Source organism: Curtobacterium sp. TC1, assembly GCF_019844075.1.
GTDB lineage: Bacteria > Actinomycetota > Actinomycetes > Actinomycetales > Microbacteriaceae > Curtobacterium.
Window position 1 is genome coordinate 1,286,483 of record NZ_CP081964.1, and the last position, 18,202, is coordinate 1,304,684.

Annotated in this window: 13 protein-coding genes; 6 read left to right on the forward strand and 7 right to left on the reverse strand. The window is 71.3% G+C overall.

The annotated features are described in order from the left end of the window. Window positions 1-60 precede the first annotated feature (60 nt). Window positions 61-900: an alpha/beta fold hydrolase gene (locus KZI27_RS07220; RefSeq protein WP_222660225.1), complete on the forward strand. Its 840-nt coding sequence runs from the start codon at window positions 61-63 to the stop codon at window positions 898-900. A 127-nt stretch (window positions 901-1,027) separates the two neighbouring features. On the opposite strand, the gene KZI27_RS07225 is transcribed toward KZI27_RS07220, so the two are convergent. Together KZI27_RS07225 and valS are read right to left on the reverse strand one after the other, a co-directional pair. Then, window positions 1,028-1,279, reverse strand: coding sequence for a hypothetical protein (locus KZI27_RS07225; RefSeq protein ID WP_222660227.1), 252 nt, complete (start codon window positions 1,277-1,279; stop codon window positions 1,028-1,030). A 65-nt stretch (window positions 1,280-1,344) separates the two neighbouring features. Further along, window positions 1,345-3,939, reverse strand: coding sequence for a valine--tRNA ligase (gene valS, locus KZI27_RS07230; RefSeq protein WP_261784165.1), 2,595 nt, complete (start codon window positions 3,937-3,939; stop codon window positions 1,345-1,347). A 266-nt stretch (window positions 3,940-4,205) separates the two neighbouring features. Here valS and proP point away from each other — a divergent pair, with 266 nt between their 5' ends. Further along, window positions 4,206-5,792, forward strand: coding sequence for a glycine betaine/L-proline transporter ProP (gene proP, locus KZI27_RS07235; RefSeq protein WP_261784166.1), 1,587 nt, complete (start codon window positions 4,206-4,208; stop codon window positions 5,790-5,792). Between the two features lie 39 nt (window positions 5,793-5,831). Here proP and KZI27_RS07240 read toward each other — a convergent pair whose 3' ends face one another. From KZI27_RS07240 to KZI27_RS07255, 4 genes are read right to left on the reverse strand one after another with little or no spacing between them, the layout of a single operon-like run. Next, window positions 5,832-7,544 carry an ATP-binding cassette domain-containing protein gene (locus tag KZI27_RS07240; RefSeq protein WP_222660229.1) on the reverse strand — a complete coding sequence of 571 codons (1,713 nt, stop codon included), beginning with the start codon at window positions 7,542-7,544 and terminating at the stop codon, window positions 5,832-5,834. After that, window positions 7,541-8,440 (reverse strand): ABC transporter permease, encoded by a 900-nt coding sequence (locus tag KZI27_RS07245; RefSeq protein ID WP_222660231.1) that lies wholly within the window; start codon window positions 8,438-8,440, stop codon window positions 7,541-7,543. The genes KZI27_RS07240 and KZI27_RS07245 overlap by 4 nt, the downstream gene beginning before the upstream one ends. After that, window positions 8,437-9,444, reverse strand: a complete 1,008-nt coding sequence (locus tag KZI27_RS07250) for an ABC transporter permease (protein ID WP_222660233.1) — start codon at window positions 9,442-9,444, stop codon at window positions 8,437-8,439. Before KZI27_RS07250 ends, KZI27_RS07245 begins: the two co-directional genes overlap by 4 nt. Before the next feature lie 5 nt (window positions 9,445-9,449). Continuing rightward, window positions 9,450-11,069 (reverse strand): ABC transporter substrate-binding protein, encoded by a 1,620-nt coding sequence (locus KZI27_RS07255; RefSeq protein WP_222660235.1) that lies wholly within the window; start codon window positions 11,067-11,069, stop codon window positions 9,450-9,452. Between the two features lie 32 nt (window positions 11,070-11,101). Between KZI27_RS07255 and KZI27_RS07260 the strand changes: the two genes are divergently transcribed. Then, window positions 11,102-11,701, forward strand: coding sequence for a TetR/AcrR family transcriptional regulator (locus tag KZI27_RS07260; RefSeq protein WP_222660237.1), 600 nt, complete (start codon window positions 11,102-11,104; stop codon window positions 11,699-11,701). Between the two features lie 51 nt (window positions 11,702-11,752). Here KZI27_RS07260 and KZI27_RS07265 read toward each other — a convergent pair whose 3' ends face one another. Beyond that, window positions 11,753-12,787 carry a cation diffusion facilitator family transporter gene (locus KZI27_RS07265; protein ID WP_222660239.1) on the reverse strand — a complete coding sequence of 345 codons (1,035 nt, stop codon included), beginning with the start codon at window positions 12,785-12,787 and terminating at the stop codon, window positions 11,753-11,755. A 249-nt stretch (window positions 12,788-13,036) separates the two neighbouring features. On the opposite strand from KZI27_RS07265, the gene ileS reads away from it, so the two are divergent. Genes ileS through KZI27_RS07280 form a run of 3 tightly spaced genes read left to right on the forward strand, consistent with a single transcriptional unit; the run spans window position 13,037 to window position 18,173 of the window. Further along, on the forward strand, window positions 13,037-16,306 hold the full coding sequence (gene ileS / locus KZI27_RS07270) for an isoleucine--tRNA ligase (RefSeq protein WP_222660241.1): 3,270 nt from the start codon (window positions 13,037-13,039) through the stop codon (window positions 16,304-16,306). Beyond that, complete coding sequence (locus KZI27_RS07275) at window positions 16,303-17,760, forward strand: bifunctional folylpolyglutamate synthase/dihydrofolate synthase (RefSeq protein WP_222660242.1); 1,458 nt, start codon at window positions 16,303-16,305, stop codon at window positions 17,758-17,760. The genes ileS and KZI27_RS07275 overlap by 4 nt, the downstream gene beginning before the upstream one ends. Beyond that, the gene (locus KZI27_RS07280; protein WP_222660245.1) at window positions 17,757-18,173 is read left to right on the forward strand and encodes a DUF4233 domain-containing protein; all 417 of its coding nucleotides are present in this window, start codon (window positions 17,757-17,759) and stop codon (window positions 18,171-18,173) included. Before KZI27_RS07275 ends, KZI27_RS07280 begins: the two co-directional genes overlap by 4 nt. The last annotated feature ends 29 nt before the right edge of the window (window positions 18,174-18,202 follow it).

Below are 18,202 nucleotides of genomic sequence, written 5' to 3' on the forward strand. Positions count from 1 at the left end.
AGTGTAATCCACATCGGCGGAGAACGGTCGTTCTCCGCGATGCTCAGGGAAGGAACGATCATGGGTGCCATCACCGTCGGAACCGAGAACAGCGTCGACATCGAACTCCACTACGAGGACAAGGGGACCGGGCAGCCGATCGTGCTGATCCACGGCTTCCCCCTCGACGGCAACTCGTGGGAGGGCCAGACCCCGGCCCTGCTCGAGGCCGGCTACCGCGTGATCACGTACGACCGCCGCGGCTTCGGCCAGTCCTCGCAGCCGAGCACCGGCTACGACTACGACACCTTCGCCGACGACCTGCACACCGTCCTCGAGACCCTCGACCTGCGCGACGTGATCCTGGTCGGCTTCTCGATGGGCACCGGCGAGATCGCCCGCTACATCGGCCGCCACGGACAGGACCGGATCGCCAAGGTCGCGTTCCTCGCCTCGCTCGAGCCGTTCCTGGCCATCACCGAGGACAACCCGGACGGTGCCGGCCCGATGTCGTTCTTCGAGGGCATCGCCGCCGACGTCCAGAAGGACCGGTACGCGTACTTCACGAACTTCTACCAGGACTTCTTCAACCTGTCCGAGAACCTCGGCTCGCGCATCTCGGAAGAAGCCGTCCGCAACGCCTGGAACGTCGCCGCCGGATCGGGCTCCATCGCGTCCGCCGCAGCTCCGCTGACCTGGCCGACCGACTTCCGCCAGGACATCCCGAAGGTCACCGTCCCGGCACTCATCGTCCACGGCACGGCGGACAACATCCTGCCGATCGACGCCACCGGTCGCCGCTTCACCAAGGCCCTGCCGGCGGCGAAGTACGTCGAGATCGAGGGCGCCCCGCACGGCCTGCTCACCACGCACACCGCTGAGGTGAACGAGGTCCTGCTCACCTGGCTCGCCGAGTCCTGATCCCTCGGCGATCACGCGGGCGCCTCGGGGCGCCCGCAGCGTGAGCAGAAATGGTCGGGTCCCTACCAGGGACCCGACCATTTCTGCTCACCAAGCGAACAGCGAACCGCGAACCGCCGACCGCGCGCTAGTCCTCTTCCGCCGCGTCGTCGGGGTTCGTGACCTGGGCGTGCCCGGCATCGTCGAGGTGGATCGAGGTGCCGTCGTCGAGCTCGACGATCGGCTTGCCCTCCAGGAACGTCAGGGTCCAGCCCCACGCCCCGGTGTCGACCGACTCCGCAGCGAGCTCGTCCTCGACCCCCCGCACGGCGACGACCATCGCCTCGGGCAGTCGCGCAGGCGGCTCCCCACCCACGCCCCATCGTGTGCCCAACTGCATCCGTGCCTCCTGTCCGGTGGTGGGCGGGCCGGGTCGCCGACGCGACCCGGCCCGGACGGCCGACCTTACGCCTGCTGCTCCGCGAGCTCGATCTCGGTGACCGCGAGCTCGTCACCGTCGACGAACGACAGGTTCTCGATGCGGCCGACGGCCGCCAGGTCGACCGCCGCGCGCTCGATGAGCACCCGCGTCTCCGTCGGCGCGGCGACCACGGCGCGCGTCACAGGCGTCTTCTGGGACGCCTTCGCCGCCGTCTTCGCCCCGCGGATCCCGATGAGCGCCTGCCCGACGGCCGCGAGCAGCCCGGTGGGGGCCGCGTCGGTCGGCAGGTCGGCAGCGGTCGGCCAGGAGGCCCGGTGCACGCTCGTCTCGTGGGTCCAGGACCACACTTCCTCCGTCGCGTACGGGAGGAACGGTGCCAGCAGTCGGAGCAGCACGTCGATCGCGCCGCGCAGCGCCAGGACCGCGCTCGCCTGGGTCTCGTGCGTCGCGTCGGCCGCCGTGCCGTAGGCACGCTCCTTCACGAGCTCGAGGTAGTCGTCGCAGAAGGTCCAGAAGAACCGCTCCACGATCTCGAGCGCACGGGCGTGGTCGAACCCGTCGAACGCGGCGGTGGCCTGCTCGACGACCGCGCCGAGCTCGGCGAGCATGTCCACGTCGAGCGCCTCGGTGACGTCGCTCGCGCCCTCCGGCAGCGGGAACCCGTAGACGAACTTCGCCGCGTTCAGGACCTTGATCGCCAGACGACGACCGACCTTGATCTGCTTCGGGTTCTGCGGGTCGAACGCCGCATCCGTGCCGAGTTTCGACGACGCCGCCCAGTAGCGGACCGCGTCGGCGCCGTGCTGCTCGAGGATCGACAGCGGCGTGACGACGTTGCCCTTCGACTTCGACATCTTCTTGCGGTCGGGGTCGACGATGAAGCCGGAGATGCTCGCGTGCTTCCACGGCACGGTGTCCGCTTCGAGCTGGCTGCGGAGCACCGTCGTGAAGAGCCACGTGCGGATGATGTCCTGCGCCTGCGGGCGGACGTCGTACGGGTACACCAGGTCGTAGAGCGCCGGGTCGGTCTCCCACTTGCCCGCGAGCTGCGGGGTGAGCGACGAGGTGGCCCAGGTGTCCATGACGTCGAGCTCGCCCTGGAACCCACCGGCGACGCCGCGCTGGTCCTCGGAGTAGCCCGGCGCCGGGTCGGACGACGGGTCGACGGGGAGCTGCGCCTCGGTCGGGACGATCGGCTGGTCGAACACCGGGTTACGGTCGGCGTCGAGCGGGTACCAGACCGGGATCGGCACCCCGAAGAACCGCTGGCGCGAGATGAGCCAGTCGCCGGACAGGCCACCGACCCAGTTGTCGTACCGGACGCGCATGAAGTCCGGGTGGAACGCGATCTCCTCGCCGCGGGCGCGGAGCATCGCCTTCAGGGCTTCGTCGCGGGCGCCGTTGACGATGTACCACTGGCGGGTCGAGACGATCTCGAGGGGCTTGTCGCCCTTCTCGAAGAACTTCACCGGGTGGTTGATCGTCTTGACGTCGCCGACGAGCTCGCCGGACTCGGTCAGGGCGTCGACGACGACCTTCTTCGCCGAGAACACGGTCTTGCCGGCCATCTCGGCGTAGAGCGCCTTGCCCTGCTCGCTCTCGATCCACGCGGGCTCGTCGGAGCGGACACGGCCGTCGAAGCCGAGGATCGCGCGGTTCGGCAGCTGCAGCTCGCGCCACCACACGACGTCGGTGGTGTCGCCGAAGGTGCAGACCATCGCGATGCCGGCGCCCTTGTCCTTCTGTGCCAGGTGGTGCGCGAGCACCGGGACCTCGACGTCGAACAGGGGGGAGCGGACGGTGGTGCCGAACAGGTCCTGGAACCGCTCGTCGTCCGGGTGTGCGACGAGGGCGACGCACGCCGGCAGCAGCTCGGGGCGGGTCGTCTGGATCACGACGTCGTCGCCGCCGTCCGCACGGTGGAACGCGATGCCGTGGTAGGCGCCGGGCATCTCCTTGTCCTCGAGCTCGGCCTGCGCGACCGCGGTGCGGAACGTGACGTCCCACAGGGTCGGGGCGTCGGCCTGGTAGGCCTCGCCGCGCTCGAGGTTGCGGAGGAAGGCCCGCTGGGCGCTCGCCCGCGAGGTCTCGTCGATGGTGCGGTACGACTGCGTCCAGTCCACCGACAGCCCGAGGGTGCGGAAGAGCTCCTCGAACTGCTGCTCGTCCTGCACGGTCAGCTGGTCGCACAGCTCGATGAAGTTGCGGCGCGAGATCGGCAGCTGGTCGGCGGCCTTCGACGACTTGCCGTCGCCGCCCTCGAACGGCGGCGTGAAGTCGGGGTCGTAGGGCAGGGTCGGGTCGCAGCGGACGCCGTAGTAGTTCTGCACGCGTCGCTCGGTCGGCAGGCCGTTGTCGTCCCAGCCCATCGGGTAGAACACGTGCTTGCCCCGCATGCGCTCGAACCGCGCCTTGAGGTCGGTGTGCGTGTACGAGAACACGTGGCCGATGTGCAGCGACCCGGAGGCGGTCGGAGGCGGGGTGTCGATCGAGTACACGGCGTCGCGGTGGCCGGCGGCGTCACGGTCGAAGCGGTAGGTACCGTCCTGCTCCCAGACCGGCCCCCAGACCTGCTCGAGTCCGTCGACGCTGGGCTTCTCGGGCATGGGCTTGGTCATGGCTGCGCCTTCCGTGCGTGTGTGCGGCACCGAGTCCGTGATGAGGTGCCTGAGTGTCCCCGCGCGATGCGAGGTGTCCCAATCGTAGCGGGCGGGGCCGACGCCGTTCGCGGGCGGTCGGAGCGGTGGTTACCACACCGACCTGTCGGACACGCCGGACACCTGGTAGTCTGTCGGAGTTTGTCCGGCGAGCGCGGGTTCGCAGGAACTGCACCGTTGCCGTCCGCCGGACGCCCGAAGGACGCACCGCACACCGGAGGAACGACTTGGCACCGAACGACGCACCCCACCCGCACGGCGATCGGCCGTTGCCGCACGGCGACCGACCGCTGCGCTCGAAGGGCGCTGCGAAGCGCGCTCGGCGCAAGCTCACGAAGGACGACGTGACCGTCGTCGAGGAGTCGCTGCTCAAGCGCGCCGTGGCGGCCGCCGCCCTCGGCAACGCCATGGAGTGGTTCGACTTCGGCATCTTCGCGTACCTGACGGTCACCATCTCGCAGGTCTTCCTGCCGCAGGGCGACCCGGCCGCGAACATCGTCGCGACCTTCGGGTTCTTCGCCGCAGCGTTCATCGTCCGACCGATCGGTGGCGCCGTGTTCGGCCCGATCGGCGACAAGATCGGTCGGCAGAAGGTCCTCGCACTGACGATGATCCTGATGGCCGCCGGCACGCTGATGATCGGCCTGATCCCGTCGTACGACTCGATCGGCTTCTGGGCTCCGGTCCTGCTCCTCGTGGCGCGCTTCGTGCAGGGCTTCTCGACCGGTGGTGAGTACGGCGGCGCCGCGACCTTCATCGCCGAGTACTCGCCCGACAAGCGCCGCGGGTTCATGGGCTCGTGGCTCGAGTTCGGCACCCTCGCCGGCTACGTGCTCGGTGCGTCGATCGTCACCGGCCTGCAGTTCGGCCTGTCCGAGGACGCCCTGCTCAGCTGGGGCTGGCGCATCCCGTTCATCATCGCGGGCCCGCTCGGTCTGATCGGGCTCTACCTGCGCCTCAAGCTGGAGGAGACGCCGGCCTTCCAGAAGCAGCAGGAGCAGGCCGCCGAACGCGAGGGGCAGAAGACGCCGTTCCTCAAGCTCTTCGCCGAGAACTGGCGCTCGCTCATCATCTGCATCGGCCTGGTCCTGGTCTTCAACGTGACCGACTACATGCTGCTGTCGTACATGCCGACCTACCTCGAGCAGAACCTCGGCCAGAACGCCACGTTCGGCCTCATCCTGATCGTCGTCGTGATGCTGCTCATGATGGTCGTCATCACCTTCGGTGGCCGGCTGTCCGACAGGTTCGGCCGTCGTCCGGTGCTCGCTGCCGGCTGCATCGGCTTCATCCTGCTGTCCTGGCCGGCGCTCAAGCTCGTCCAGACCGGCACGGGCGTCGGGGTGTTCTCCGGCCTGCTGATCCTCGGTGTCGTGCTCGTCACGTTCACCTCGACCATGCCGTCGACGCTGCCCGCGCTGTTCCCGACGATCATCCGCTACGGCGCCCTCGCGATCGCGTTCAACGTGTCCGTGTCGCTGTTCGGTGGGACGACCCCGCTCGCGACGTCCGCGCTCATCAACGCTGCGAAGGACGCCGGCTACGGCTGGGCCGAGGACATCCCGGCCTTCTACCTGATGCTGGCCGCCGTCATCGGGCTCGTCGCGGTGTACTTCACGAAGGAGACCGCGGCCACGCCGCTCATGGGCTCCGGCCCGACGGTCGGTTCCGAGGACGAGGTCGCCGGCGTGATCGACGACTACAACGACCCGAACTCGGAGTTCGCGCAGTCCGACTGGGCGAAGGAGTTCGCGACGAGTGAGATCCCGATCATCTCGGGTGACACGCCGAAGAAGGAGTCCGCGGACTCCTGACCCCGGTCAGACCCGCCCTGGAGGCCCGGTGCACGTCCGTCACGGACGCGCACCGGGCCTCCGGTCACGTCCAGGGCCGTGGCCGGCGGCGAGCCGCTCGGCGGCCTGTAGCAGGTGCGCGGTCACCGGGTGTGCCGGGCGCGCGAACACCGTCGCGGCGGGGCCGTGCTCGACGACCGCGCCACGGTGCACGACCAGTAGGTCGTGGGCCATCCGGCGTACCGCCCGGAGGTCGTGCGACACGAACACCATCGCCACGCCGGTGTCGTCGCGGAGCCGTTCGAGCAGGGTCAGCACGGCGTCCTGCACGGTGGCGTCGAGGGCGGTCACCGGCTCGTCGAGGACGATCACCTCGGGGTCGGTCGCCAGCGCGCGGGCGATCGCCAGGCGCTGCCGTTGCCCGCCGGACAGCGTGCGCGGGGAGCGCGGTCGGAGCGCCGGGTCGAGGTCGACCTGCCGCAGGGCTGCGTCCACCCGGGCGGCGAGCGGACCCTGGGCACGTCGAGCGTCGCCCCTCGAGAACGCGTCGGCGAGGACCCGCTCGACCGACCACCGCTCGTCGAAGGTGGCACCGGGGTCCTGCACCACGGCCGACACCCGGTGTCGTCGGGGGCGTCGGTCGTGCTCGGGGAGCGGCACCCACGGTTCGCCGTCGAGTGCGACGGTGCCGGCGTCGGGCGTCTCGAGCCCGAGCAGCACGCGCGCGAGGGTCGTCTTGCCCGACCCCGAGGCACCGATCACCCCGAGCACCCGCCCGCGGTCGAGTCCGAACGACACGTCGTCGACCGCGCGGACGCCACCGAAGTCGCGCGCGAGGCCCTCGGCGACGAGCACGCCCCTCGCACCGTGCGAGGTCGCGCGCTGGGTGCCGCGGTCGCCGATCGGCGCACGGTGAGTAGACGTGCGCTCGGTGCGGGGTTGCCCGCTCGGTGCGCCGTCAGAGGCCTGCACGGAGCCATCAACCTCGCACCGGTCGACCAGATCGGCACCGTGCGCCGCGCGCACCAGGGCCTGCGTCGCTGCGTGCTCGGGCGCGGCGAACACCGAGGCGACCGGACCCTGCTCGACGATCCGCCCCTCGTGCATGACGGCCACGCGGTCGGCCCACCCCGCGACGAGCCCGAGGTCGTGCGTGATCACGAGCAGCCCCGCCCCGCGCTGCTGCGCCGCCCGCAGTTGTTCCATCACGGTGACCGCGACCCCGGCGTCCAGTGCGGTCGTGGGCTCGTCGGCTACCACGAGCGCGGGCGACCCGATGGTGGCCGCGGCGATGAGGGCCCGCTGCCGCATGCCGCCCGACAGTGTGCCGGCGAGTCGGCCGTCGGTCGCGATGTCCGGATCGAGGCCGACCGCTCGCAGGGCATCGCGCACGGCGTCCACGCGCTCGGCCGCACCCATCTCGGTGTGCAGGCGGAGGCTGTCGGCGACCTCGCGCCCGACCGGTCGCAGCGGGTCCAACGCACCCAGGGCCTCCTGGCCGACGTAGCCGACCCGCGACCCGCGCACCTGGCGCCACCGCCGGTCGGAGAACGCCCGGACGTCGAGACCGGCGACGGTGAAGGCGTCGGCGCGGACGGCGGAGCCGGGCGCGGACAGGCCGAGCGCGGCGCGCGCGGTGACGGTCTTGCCGGAGCCGGACGCGCCGACCAGTGCGACGCACTCGCCGACGTCCACCCGCAGGGCGACGTCGTGCACGATCGGCGTGCCCGCGATGGCGACGTGCAGCCCCTGGACCTCGAGGACGGTGGTCATCGGACGACTCCTGTTCGGCGGATCGCGCGACCGAGCACGGTGACGGCGGTCGCGAGCACCACGATGGCGAGTCCGGGGAAGGTGCTCATCCACGGCGCGGTCTGCAGGTAGGTCCGGCCGTCGGCGAGCATCGCGCCCCACTCCGGAGCCGGGGGCGGTGTGCCGACGCCGAGGTAGCTCAGTGCCGAGGCCCAGACGATCGCCTGACCGACGCCGAGCGTGGCGACGGCGACGACGGGCCAGAGTGCGGTGGGCAGGACGTGCCGGACCACGATGCGGACGGGGGAGCGGCCCTGCAGCACGGCCGTCTCGACCACCTGCGACGACCGGGCGGCACGGACGAGCCCACGGACGATGCGGGCGTAGCCGGGGGCGGTGGCGAAGCCGACGGCGAGCACGGCGGGGACCGGGCCGGGTCCGGTGACGGCGATGACCACCAGGGCGACGAGCAGCAGCGGCAGGGCGAACGCCACCTCGGTCACGCGGCCGATCACGGCGTCGAGCAGGCGGCCGAGCCGTCCCGCCCCGGCACCGAGCCCGGCGACGACGCCGAGCAGGACGCCCGCTCCGCCCCCGATCAGGGTCGCGGCGACGCCCACGACGAGCGATGCGCGGGTCCCCGCGACCACCCGTGCCAGGACGTCGCGACCGGACTCGTCGGTGCCGAACGGGTGCGCGCCGCTCGGGGCGGTCAGGGCGTCCGTGGGGTGCACCGCGAGCGGGTCGCCGCCGCCGAGCAGCGCCGGCCAGGCGGCCGCCACGACGGCGACGAGGACGACCACCGCCGCGGCGGTGCCGCCGACGCCGAGCGTCCCCCCACGGACGCGCTCGGTGCCGGCGGCGGTCTGGTGGCCGGGCGCTTCGGTCTGGAGGCCCGGGTCGGCGATCCCGCTCACCGCGCGTCCGCCGGTCGGCCGGGTCCACGGCGTCGCGCGGTGCCGCCGCGTGCGCCGCTGTTCCGCGCACCGCTGCCCGCCGACGTGCGCGGGTCGACGACGCGCTCGACCAGGTCGGCGACGGCCAGCACCACGACGTACGCGGCTGCGGACACCAGCGCGATCCCGGCGACGAGCGGCATGTCCCGCTGCGTGACGGCGGTCACGAGGGCGCGGCCGATGCCGGACAGGGCGAAGACGGACTCGACGACCACGGCTCCGGACACGAGCGAACCGAAGGCCCAGGCGGACAGGGCGATCCCGGGCAGCGCCGCGTGGCGGAGCAGGTGCCGGGAGAACAGCCCGAGGCGGGTCTCGCCACGGCCACGGGCGGCGAGCGCGAAGGCGGAGCGTTGCGCGTCGACGACCCCGTCGCGGACGGTCTCGGCCAGGTACCCGGCGACCGGGACGGCCACCGTCAGCACCGGGAGCACCCAGCCCCGCACCGTGCCGTCGCTCACCGCGGGCACCCAGCCGAGGGCGCTCGCGAACACCACGATGAGCACGCTGCCGAGCCAGAAGTGCGGCATCACGCTCGCGGTGACACTCAGCGCGCTCGTCAGTCCGGCCGCGAACCGGCCGCGCTGCGTCGACCACCAGGCCGCGACGATCGCCAGGACCCACGCGACGACGAGCCCGGCCACCGCCAGGGTCAGCGTGACCGGGAGCTGCTGGCCGAGCAGGGTGGAGACGGGGGTGCGGAAGGCGTAGGAGTCACCGAGCTGCAGGGTGGCGAGGCGACCGAGGAACACCGCGTACTGCGCGAGCACGGGCTGGTCGAGGCCGTACTCGTGGCGGACCTGGGCGACGGCCTCGGCGGAGGCCTGCGAACCCGGACCCCCGAGGATCGCGAGTGCGGGGTCGCCGGGGATCAGCCGGATCGCGACGAAGACGATCGTCGCGACGGCCCAGAGCACACCGATGCCCCCGGCGAGCCGCCGGACGGCCCACCAGACCCATCGCATCCGTGTCAGCGGTCGATCCAGGCGGTGCCGAACCAGGGCGTCGAGACGGAGGTCGTCTGGATGCCGTGCACGGCCGAGCGCACCAGGAAGTGGTTCTGCTGGTCGTACAGGGGGAGCACGGTGTCGCTCGCGAGGATCGCCTTCTGGGCCTGCTCGTAGAGGTCGGCGCGCTCGTCGGCGTCCGAGGTGCGGGCCGCCTGCTCGAGCAGGGTGTCGAGTGCGGGGTCGTCGAGCTGGGCCAGGTTCGCGAAGTAGCCGGACGGTGCGGGTTCGATGCTCGCGCTGTCGTACAGGATGCGCAGGACGTCGGGGCCGACCTTCGTGTACGGGGCGCTGACCACGTCGTACTCGTTCGCCGCGAGGGCCGCGTACCAGCTGGACAGGTCGAGCTCGTCCAGCACGACCTTGAACCCGACGGCCTTCTCGGACGCCTGGATCTGCTGGAACAGGCTGCGCTCGGCCGGCACCGACTGGTTCGTCGACACCGGGAACGTCACGGTGAGCTGCTGGCCGTCCTTCTGCCGGATGCCGTCCGACCCGACCTTCCAGCCGGCGTCGTCGAGCAGCTGCTTCGCCGTGGTGGGGGAGTAGTCGAACCGGCTCTTCTCCGAGTACGCCAGGGGCTCGGCGCTCGAGAGCACCGAGTACGAGCGCTTCGCGGTACCGAGGAACAGCGACTGCAGGCCCGGGTCGATCTCCGCGCCGGCGATGAACGCCTGGCGCACGGCCTCGTCGCGGAACACCCCGTGGCCGGAGTTCAGTTCGAGCCGGTTCGAGGCGCCGGGGCGCGGGGCGTCGAGGTCGCGGATCGCGCCCTTCGCCGACGCGGCCTTGAGCTGGTCGGGCTGCGCGTTGTCGATCACGTCGACCTGGCCGGACTGCAGCGCGGCGTAGCGCGAGGTCGAGTCGGGCAGGAACCGCCACGTGATGCCGGACAGGCGCGGCTTCGTCTTCCCCCAGTAGTCGGTGTTCTTCGTCAGGGTGACGCGGTCGCCGTGCTTCCAGCCGGTCACTTCGAAGGGCCCGGTGCCGACGGGGGACTCGCAGTTCGTCGCCTGCTTGCGCTCGAGCGCCTTCGGGGACTCCATGCCGACCCAGGGCTGCGAGAACGACTCGAGCAGCGCGCTGTCCGGACGGCTCAGCGAGAGCGTCACGGTGTGGTCGTCGGTGGCCGTCGCCTTCGTGATCGACTGCAGCGCCAGGTAGCCGGTGCTCGACGCGGTGGCCGGGTCCTGCACGTGCTCGATGTTCGCCACGACGGCGGCGGCGTCGAACGGGGTGCCGTCGGTGAAGGTGACGTCGTCGCGCAGCGTGAAGGTGAGGGTCTTGCCGTCGTCGCTCGTGGTCCACTTCGTCGCGAGCTCGGGCGTCGGCTCGCCGTCCTCCAGCCCGACGAGCTCCTCGATGTACTGCGTCGCCAGGAGCGCCTGCGGGTAGTTGCCGCCGACGTGCGGGTCGAGGCAGGTGGGTTCGGCATCGCCGGACGCGTACGTCAGGGTCCCGCCGCTCACCGGCTTGCTGCTCGTGGTGCCCGTCCCCGCGCCGCTGCAGGCGGCGAGGACGAGGACGACGGCGGTGGCGCTCGCGACGGCGGCGACGGTTTTCTGTACTGAGTCCAAGATCATGGCTGGACGAGTCTAGCGGTTTACTGGGGCCCATGGACGAACCGATCCGCCGCGGTGGGCGGCCCCGACGCTCGAGCGCCGAGGTCCTCGCGGACGCCGCAGCCGAGCTGTTCCTCGAGCAGGGGTACGGACGCACCACGGTCGACCAGATCGCCGTGCGGGCCGGGGTCAGCCGAGCGACGTTCTTCAACTACTTCACGGCGAAGTCCGACGTCATGTGGCTCGAGCTCGACGCCGCGGTGGCGGGGCTGCCCGGGTACCTGGCGTCCTCGACCGAGGCGAGTGCGGTGCGTGCGGTGGAGCAGGCCCTGCTCGCCGCGGCCCGGGCCCACGACCCCGAGCGGGTGCCGTGGGCGGTCGCGCAGGCCGAGGTGATGGGCATCGGATCCGAGCTCGTCGCCGGCGTCGCCGTCCGGGTGATGGCGCAGCACGGGGCCGTCGCCGCCTTCGTGGCGGGGCGCACGGGGGAGCAGCCGGGGTCGCTCTGGCCGCAGACCGTGTCGGGCGCGATGCTCGGTGCCGCCGCGGCGGCGTTCTGGGTGTGGGTCGCCGACGGGGTGGCGCGCCGGCCGCTCGTCGAGTACGTCGCCGCAGCGCTGACGCCGGTGGTCGCGGGCCTCGACGCGGGCTGACGCGGGCTGACGCGGGCTGACGCGGGCTGACGCGGGCTGACGCGCGGACGCTCACTCCGTGCGCAGGGTCCCCGCACCACCGGACGCCACGTCCTCCACGGTGCCGTCCCGCACGACCTCGGGCACGTCGTCGTCGGTCGGCACCAGGGAGTCGTCACCCGGGTAGCTCAGGGTGAGGACGGCCTCCTCGATGTAGGGGCTGTCCTCGAGCGACTTCTCGACGTCGCGCAACCGCACCGCGACGTGCTCCTCGTTCTCGTTGCCCGTCAGGTCGACGGCGGCGACGAGGTACACCCGTGACGGTCCGACGAACTCCAGGTGCAGGTAGGTGACGCGTTCGACCTGCGAGCGGCCGAGCAGCTCGACGAGCACGGCGTTCTCGAGCTCCGGCGACGTGCTCTCGCCGAGCAGGAAGCGGCGGTTGCGGTCGATGAGGACGATCGCCACGACCCCGAGCAGCACGCCGATCGCGATGGACCCGATCGCGTCGAAGACCGCCAGGCCGGTGACCTGGTGCAGGAACACCCCGAGGAACGCGACGACGAGGCCGATGAGCGCGGCGGCGTCCTCGGCGAACACGGCTCGCAGCGTCGGGTTCGAGGACTGCAGCACGTGGCGCAGCACCGGCACCTTGCGCTTCGTCGCGGCACCGTGCGCCTGGCGGTACGCCTGCAGGAAGCTCGTGCCCTCGAGGCAGAACGACAGCGCCAGCACGATGTAGTTGAGCAGGACGTCCTCGGCCGGGCCGGTGTCCCCGAGCTCCGAGATGCCGTGGTAGATCGACACGATGGCGCCGGCGGTGAACAGGCCGAACGCGGCGAACATCGACCAGATGTACGTCTCGCGCCCGTAGCCGAGGGGGTGTGCGGTGTCGCGCTTCCGCGCGCCCCGTCGTTCGGCGACGAGCAGGAAGACCTCGTTGCCGGTGTCCGCCCACGAGTGCGCCGCCTCGGCGACCATCGATGCCGAACCCGAGACGAGCGACGCGATGGTCTTCGCGAGCGCCACGAGCAGGTTCGCGCCGAAGGCGATGATGACGGTGAGGGAGGACTCCGGGCGTTCGCCGGGGGCAGAGTCGTCGGGCATCCCTCCAGCATGCTCCCGTCCGCTAAACTCGTGTCACACGAGCGTCGATCCGGCCATCACCGGGGAGCTCCCGGAAGAACGCGGTCCGCGCGAGCGGCTCGTCAGTAGAACCGGGCGGACCGGGCCGCGCCGAACCCGAACACGAGCGGTCGTGACGCGCCGAACAGCGCGCCACGGCAAGCGAGGTGGTACCGCGGAGCCCGCTCCGTCCTCGTGGTCCGAGAACCGGCAACCCACAGGAGCCCCGCGGTGCGCTACCCCTTGAACCGTCCCGACGAGCACGACGGCGCCGCAGGCGTCGTCCCCTCGCCGTCCTTCCCCGCCGTCGAGCGGGGGATCCTCGCCTTCTGGAAGCGCGACGACACGTTCCAGGCGTCCATCGACCAGCGCCAGGGCTGCGACGAGTGGACCTTCTACGACGGCCCCCCGTTCGCGAACGGCCTGCCGCACTACGGCCACCTGCTGACCGGGTACGCGAAGGACGTCTTCCCGCGCTACCAGACCATGCGCGGCAAGCAGGTGCACCGGCGCTTCGGCTGGGACACCCACGGTCTGCCCGCCGAGCTCGAGGCGATGCGCCAGCTCGGCATCACCGAGAAGCACGAGATCGACGCCATGGGCATCGACGTGTTCAACGCCGCCGCCAAGAAGTCCGTCCTGCAGTACACCGACGAGTGGCAGCAGTACGTCACCCGCCAGGCGCGCTGGGTCGACTTCGAGGACGACTACAAGACGCTCGACACCACGTTCATGGAGAGCGTGCTGTGGGCGTGGAAGCAGCTCTGGGACAAGGGCCTGGCGTACGAGGGCTTCCGGGTCCTGCCGTACTGCTGGAACGACCAGACGCCGCTGTCGAACCACGAGCTGCGCATGGACGACGACGTCTACAAGATGCGCCAGGACCAGTCCGTCACGGTGTCGTTCCCGCTGCACGGCGACCGCGCTGCCGCGCTCGACCTGACGGGCGTCCGCGCGCTCGCCTGGACGACGACCCCCTGGACGCTGCCGACGAACGCCGCGTTGGCCGTGGGCCCTGCGGTCTCGTACGTGGTGCTGCCGGCCGGACCGGGAGGCGCGGCTGACGGTGGTACCGCCGGTTCCGTCCACTACCTGTTGGCTTCGGACACCGTGGCCGCCTACGCGAAGGACCTCGGCTACGAGAGCGCGGAGGACGCCGGTGCCGCGGTCGTCCACACCCTGACGGGCGCGGAGCTCGACGGCGTGGAGTACGAGCGCCTGTTCGACTTCCTCGCGGACGCCGAGGGCTATGAGAACGCTTGGCGCATCCTGGTCGCCGACTACGTCGAGACCGGCGAGGGCACCGGCATCGTGCACCAGGCCCCGGCCTACGGCGCCGACGACCAGGAGGTCTGCGCCGCAGCCGGCATCCCCGTCGTGCTGTCGCTGGACGAGGGCGGTGTGTTCACCTCGCAGTTCGGCGAGGTCGCCGGCCTGCTCTGGTCCGACGCGAACAAGCCGCTCACCAAGGCCGTACGCGACGCCGGGCGTCTGCTCCGCCAGGCCTCGTACGAGCACAGCTACCCGCACTGCTGGCGCTGCCGGAAGCCCCTCATCTACAAGGCCGTTTCGTCGTGGTTCGTCCGGGTCACGGAGCTCCGCGACCGCATGGGCGAGCTGAACCAGGACATCAACTGGGTGCCGGACAACGTCAAGGACGGCCAGTTCGGCAAGTGGGTCGGCAACGCCATCGACTGGTCGGTCTCGCGCAACCGCTACTTCGGTACGCCGATCCCGGTGTGGCAGTCGGACGACCCCGAGTACCCGCGCACCGACGTGTACGGCTCGCTCGCCGACATCGAACGCGACTTCGGTCGCCTGCCGCTGAACGCCGACGGCGAGGTCGACCTGCACCGCCCGTTCATCGACGACCTGACCCGTCCGAACCCCGACGACCCGACGGGCAACTCGACGATGCGCCGGATCACCGACGTGTTCGACGTCTGGTTCGATTCCGGGTCGATGCCGTACGCCCAGGTGCACTACCCGTTCGAGAACGCTGCGTGGTTCGAGTCGCACAACCCTGCCGACTTCATCGTCGAGTACATCGGGCAGACCCGTGGCTGGTTCTACGTCATGCACGTGCTGTCCACGGCGCTGTTCGACCGGCCGGCCTTCAAGAACGTCATCAGCCACGGCATCGTCCTCGGCTCGGACGGCCAGAAGATGTCGAAGTCGCTGCGGAACTACCCGGACGTCTCCGAGGTGTTCGACCGCGACGGTGCCGACGCCATGCGCTGGTTCCTGATGTCCTCGTCGGTGATCCGCGGCGGCAACCTCGTCGTCACCGAGGAAGGCATCCGCCAGGGCGTCCGCGAGTTCATGCTCCCGCTGTGGTCGACGTACTACTTCTTCACCCTGTACGCGAACGCCTCCGGGCCGGACGGGTACCGGGCGTCCCGCCGCACGGACAGCACCGACGTGCTCGACCGCTACCTGCTCGCGAAGACCCGGGTGCTCGTGTCCGACGTGCAGCAGCACCTCGACGCGCTCGACACCCCGCTCGCGGCCCAGGCCGTCCGCGACTTCGCCGACGTGCTGACGAACTGGTACGTCCGCCGGTCGCGCGACAAGTTCTGGACCGGCGCCGACGGCGTGGCAGCGGACGACGCACGTGCGGCGTTCGACACGCTGTACACGGTGCTCGAGACCCTGACCCGTGTGGCGGCCCCGCTCGCCCCGCTCGTCACCGAGGAGATCTGGAAGGGCCTGACCGGCGGTCGGAGCGTGCACCTGACGGACTTCCCGGACGCGGCCGAGTTCCCCGCCGACGACGCCCTCGTCGCGGCGATGGACCGCGTGCGCGACGTCGCCTCGAAGGGCCTCGCGCTCCGCAAGGCGACCGGCAAGCGCGTCCGGCTGCCGCTCGCCACGCTCACGCTCGTGGTGCCGGACCCGGCGGCGGTCGAACCGTTCGCCGACATCCTGCGCGACGAGCTGAACGTCAAGCGGGTCGTGCTCGAGGCGCAGGCCGAGGAATCCCTGGCGCAGTACGGCATCGAGCGGAAGCTCACCGTCAACGCCCGTGTCGCCGGTCCCCGGATCGGCAAGCAGGTGCAGCAGGTGATCCCGGCCGCCAAGAAGGGCGACTGGACCGCGACCGAGTCCGGCGTCACCGTCGGCGGTGTCGACCTGGTCGAGGGCGAGTACACGCTCGACCTCACCGTCGCCGACCCGTCGGTCGCGGTGGCGTTCCTCGACGAGGGCGGTTTCGTGGTGCTCGACACCGTGACCACGCCCGAGCTCGAGGCCGAGGGGCTCGCCCGCGACGTCGTCCGCGCCGTCCAGCAGGCCCGACGCGACGCCGACCTGGACGTCAGCGACCGCATCGTCCTCACCCTCGGGGTCGACGAGGCCGCCGACGCGTCGGTGCGCACCCACCAGCAGCTCATCGCGGGGGAGACCCTGGCGACGAGCGTCGAGATCGTGCCCCTCGGGGCAGGCGCCGCCACCGATGTCGGTGACGGCGCGAAGGTGACCGTGGAGGTGTCACGCGCATGAGCGACGACGACCAGTACGACGAGCACGACCAGCACGACGAGGACGGCATCCGGATCCCGGTGGGTCCGTCCGGTGACGCCCCGGTCGAGGCCGTGCCGTACGGCGGTGACGACGACGAGGTCAAGCGCGTCGAGGCCGCCCTGTACGCCCGGATCGGCGAGCAGTCGCCCGAGCACCGCCTGACCGCGACCCGTCGCGCCGTCGAGCTGCTCGGCGACCCGCACCTGGCGTACCCGGTGATCCACATCACCGGCACGAACGGCAAGACCTCGACGGCCCGGACGACCGAGAGCATCGTCCGTGCGCACGGTCTGCGCACCGGCCTGATGACGAGCCCGCACCTGGTGTCGATCCGGGAGCGCATCGTCATCGACGGCCAGCCGATCGCCGCCGAGCGGTTCGTCGAGAACTGGGACGACATCGCCCCGGTCCTCGAGCTGACCGACCGGGAGCTCGCCGACAAGGGCGAGCTCCCGCTCACCTTCTTCGAGGCACTGACCGTGCTGGCCCTGGCCTGCTTCGCCGAGGCGCCGGTCGACGTCGCCGTGATCGAGGTCGGCATGGGCGGCGAGTGGGACTCCACGAACGTCGTGCAGAGCCAGGTCGCGGTGTTCACCCCGATCGCCATCGACCACGCGAAGCAGCTCGGCAGCACCGTGGCGGAGATCGCCCGCACCAAGTCCGGGATCATCAAGCCGTCGTCCGCCGTGGTCTCGAGCGAGCAGGTCCCCGAGGCCCTCGTCGAACTCGAGCGGGCCGCCGAGCTCACCGAGTCGACCCTGGCCGTCGAAGGCGCCGGATTCAGCGTCGTGGACGTGACGCCGGCGGTAGGCGGTCAGCTCATCACCGTGCAGGGGATCGCCGGCCGCTACGACGACCTGTTCCTGCCGCTGTTCGGCCGGCACCAGGCGCACAACGCGGCCGTCGCGATCGCCGCGGTCGAGTCGTTCCTCGGTCGGGGCACCCAGGCGCTCGACGAGGACGTCCTGTCGGAGGGGCTCGCCGGTGCCACGAGCCCCGGCCGCCTGCAGCCGATCGCCACCGAGCCGACCGTGGTGGTCGACGCAGCGCACAACCCGCACGGCGCCAAGGCCCTGGCCGAGGCCCTGCCGGTGGCGTTCCCGTCCGAGCACGTCGTCGGCGTCGTGGGGATCCTCGGCGACAAGGACGCCCGCGGGTTCGTCCGCGCGCTGAAGGGCACCGTCGAGACCTTCGTCGTCACGCAGCCGCCGGGGGATCGTGCGCTCGACGCGGACGCCTTCGCGAAGGTCGTCGTGGACGAGGTCGGCGCGGACCGTGTCGTCGTCGAGCCGTCGCTGGCCGCCGCGCTGCAGCAGGCACGCGACCTGGCGGACGAGGCGGACGCCGAGGACGCCCTCGTGCTCGTCGCGGGCTCCATCGTGATGGTGGGTGCGGTCATGGACCTGGTCCACCGGGAAGGCGAGACGAAGTGACGGACGCACCACGTGCCTCCCGGCCGGGGCGTGCACCGCGCACCCGGAAGCCGCGACGTGACCGCGGGGCGCAGGAGAGCCTGCTGTCGATCGCGCTCGTGCTCGAGGCGATCATGTTCTTCTTCCCGATGCTCGTCGTGTTCGGCAAGGGGACCCTGCCGCCGGCCCTGGCGTTCGGCGGCGGCATCGGTGCGATGGTCGTGCTGGCACTGGCCTCACGCCTGACCGGCAACCCCGCCGGTGTATGGTTCGGGTGGCTGCTGCAGGCGGCCATCCTCGCCACCGGGTTCATCGAACCGTTCATGTTCGCGGTCGCCGTGGTGTTCCTGGCGCAGTGGGTCTTCTGCTTCGTCAAGGGCGGTCAGCTCGACCGTCAGAACGCCGCGCGCCGGGCCGCCATGGGCGAGGACTGACCACCCCTCCGATCCCGCGAACACACTAG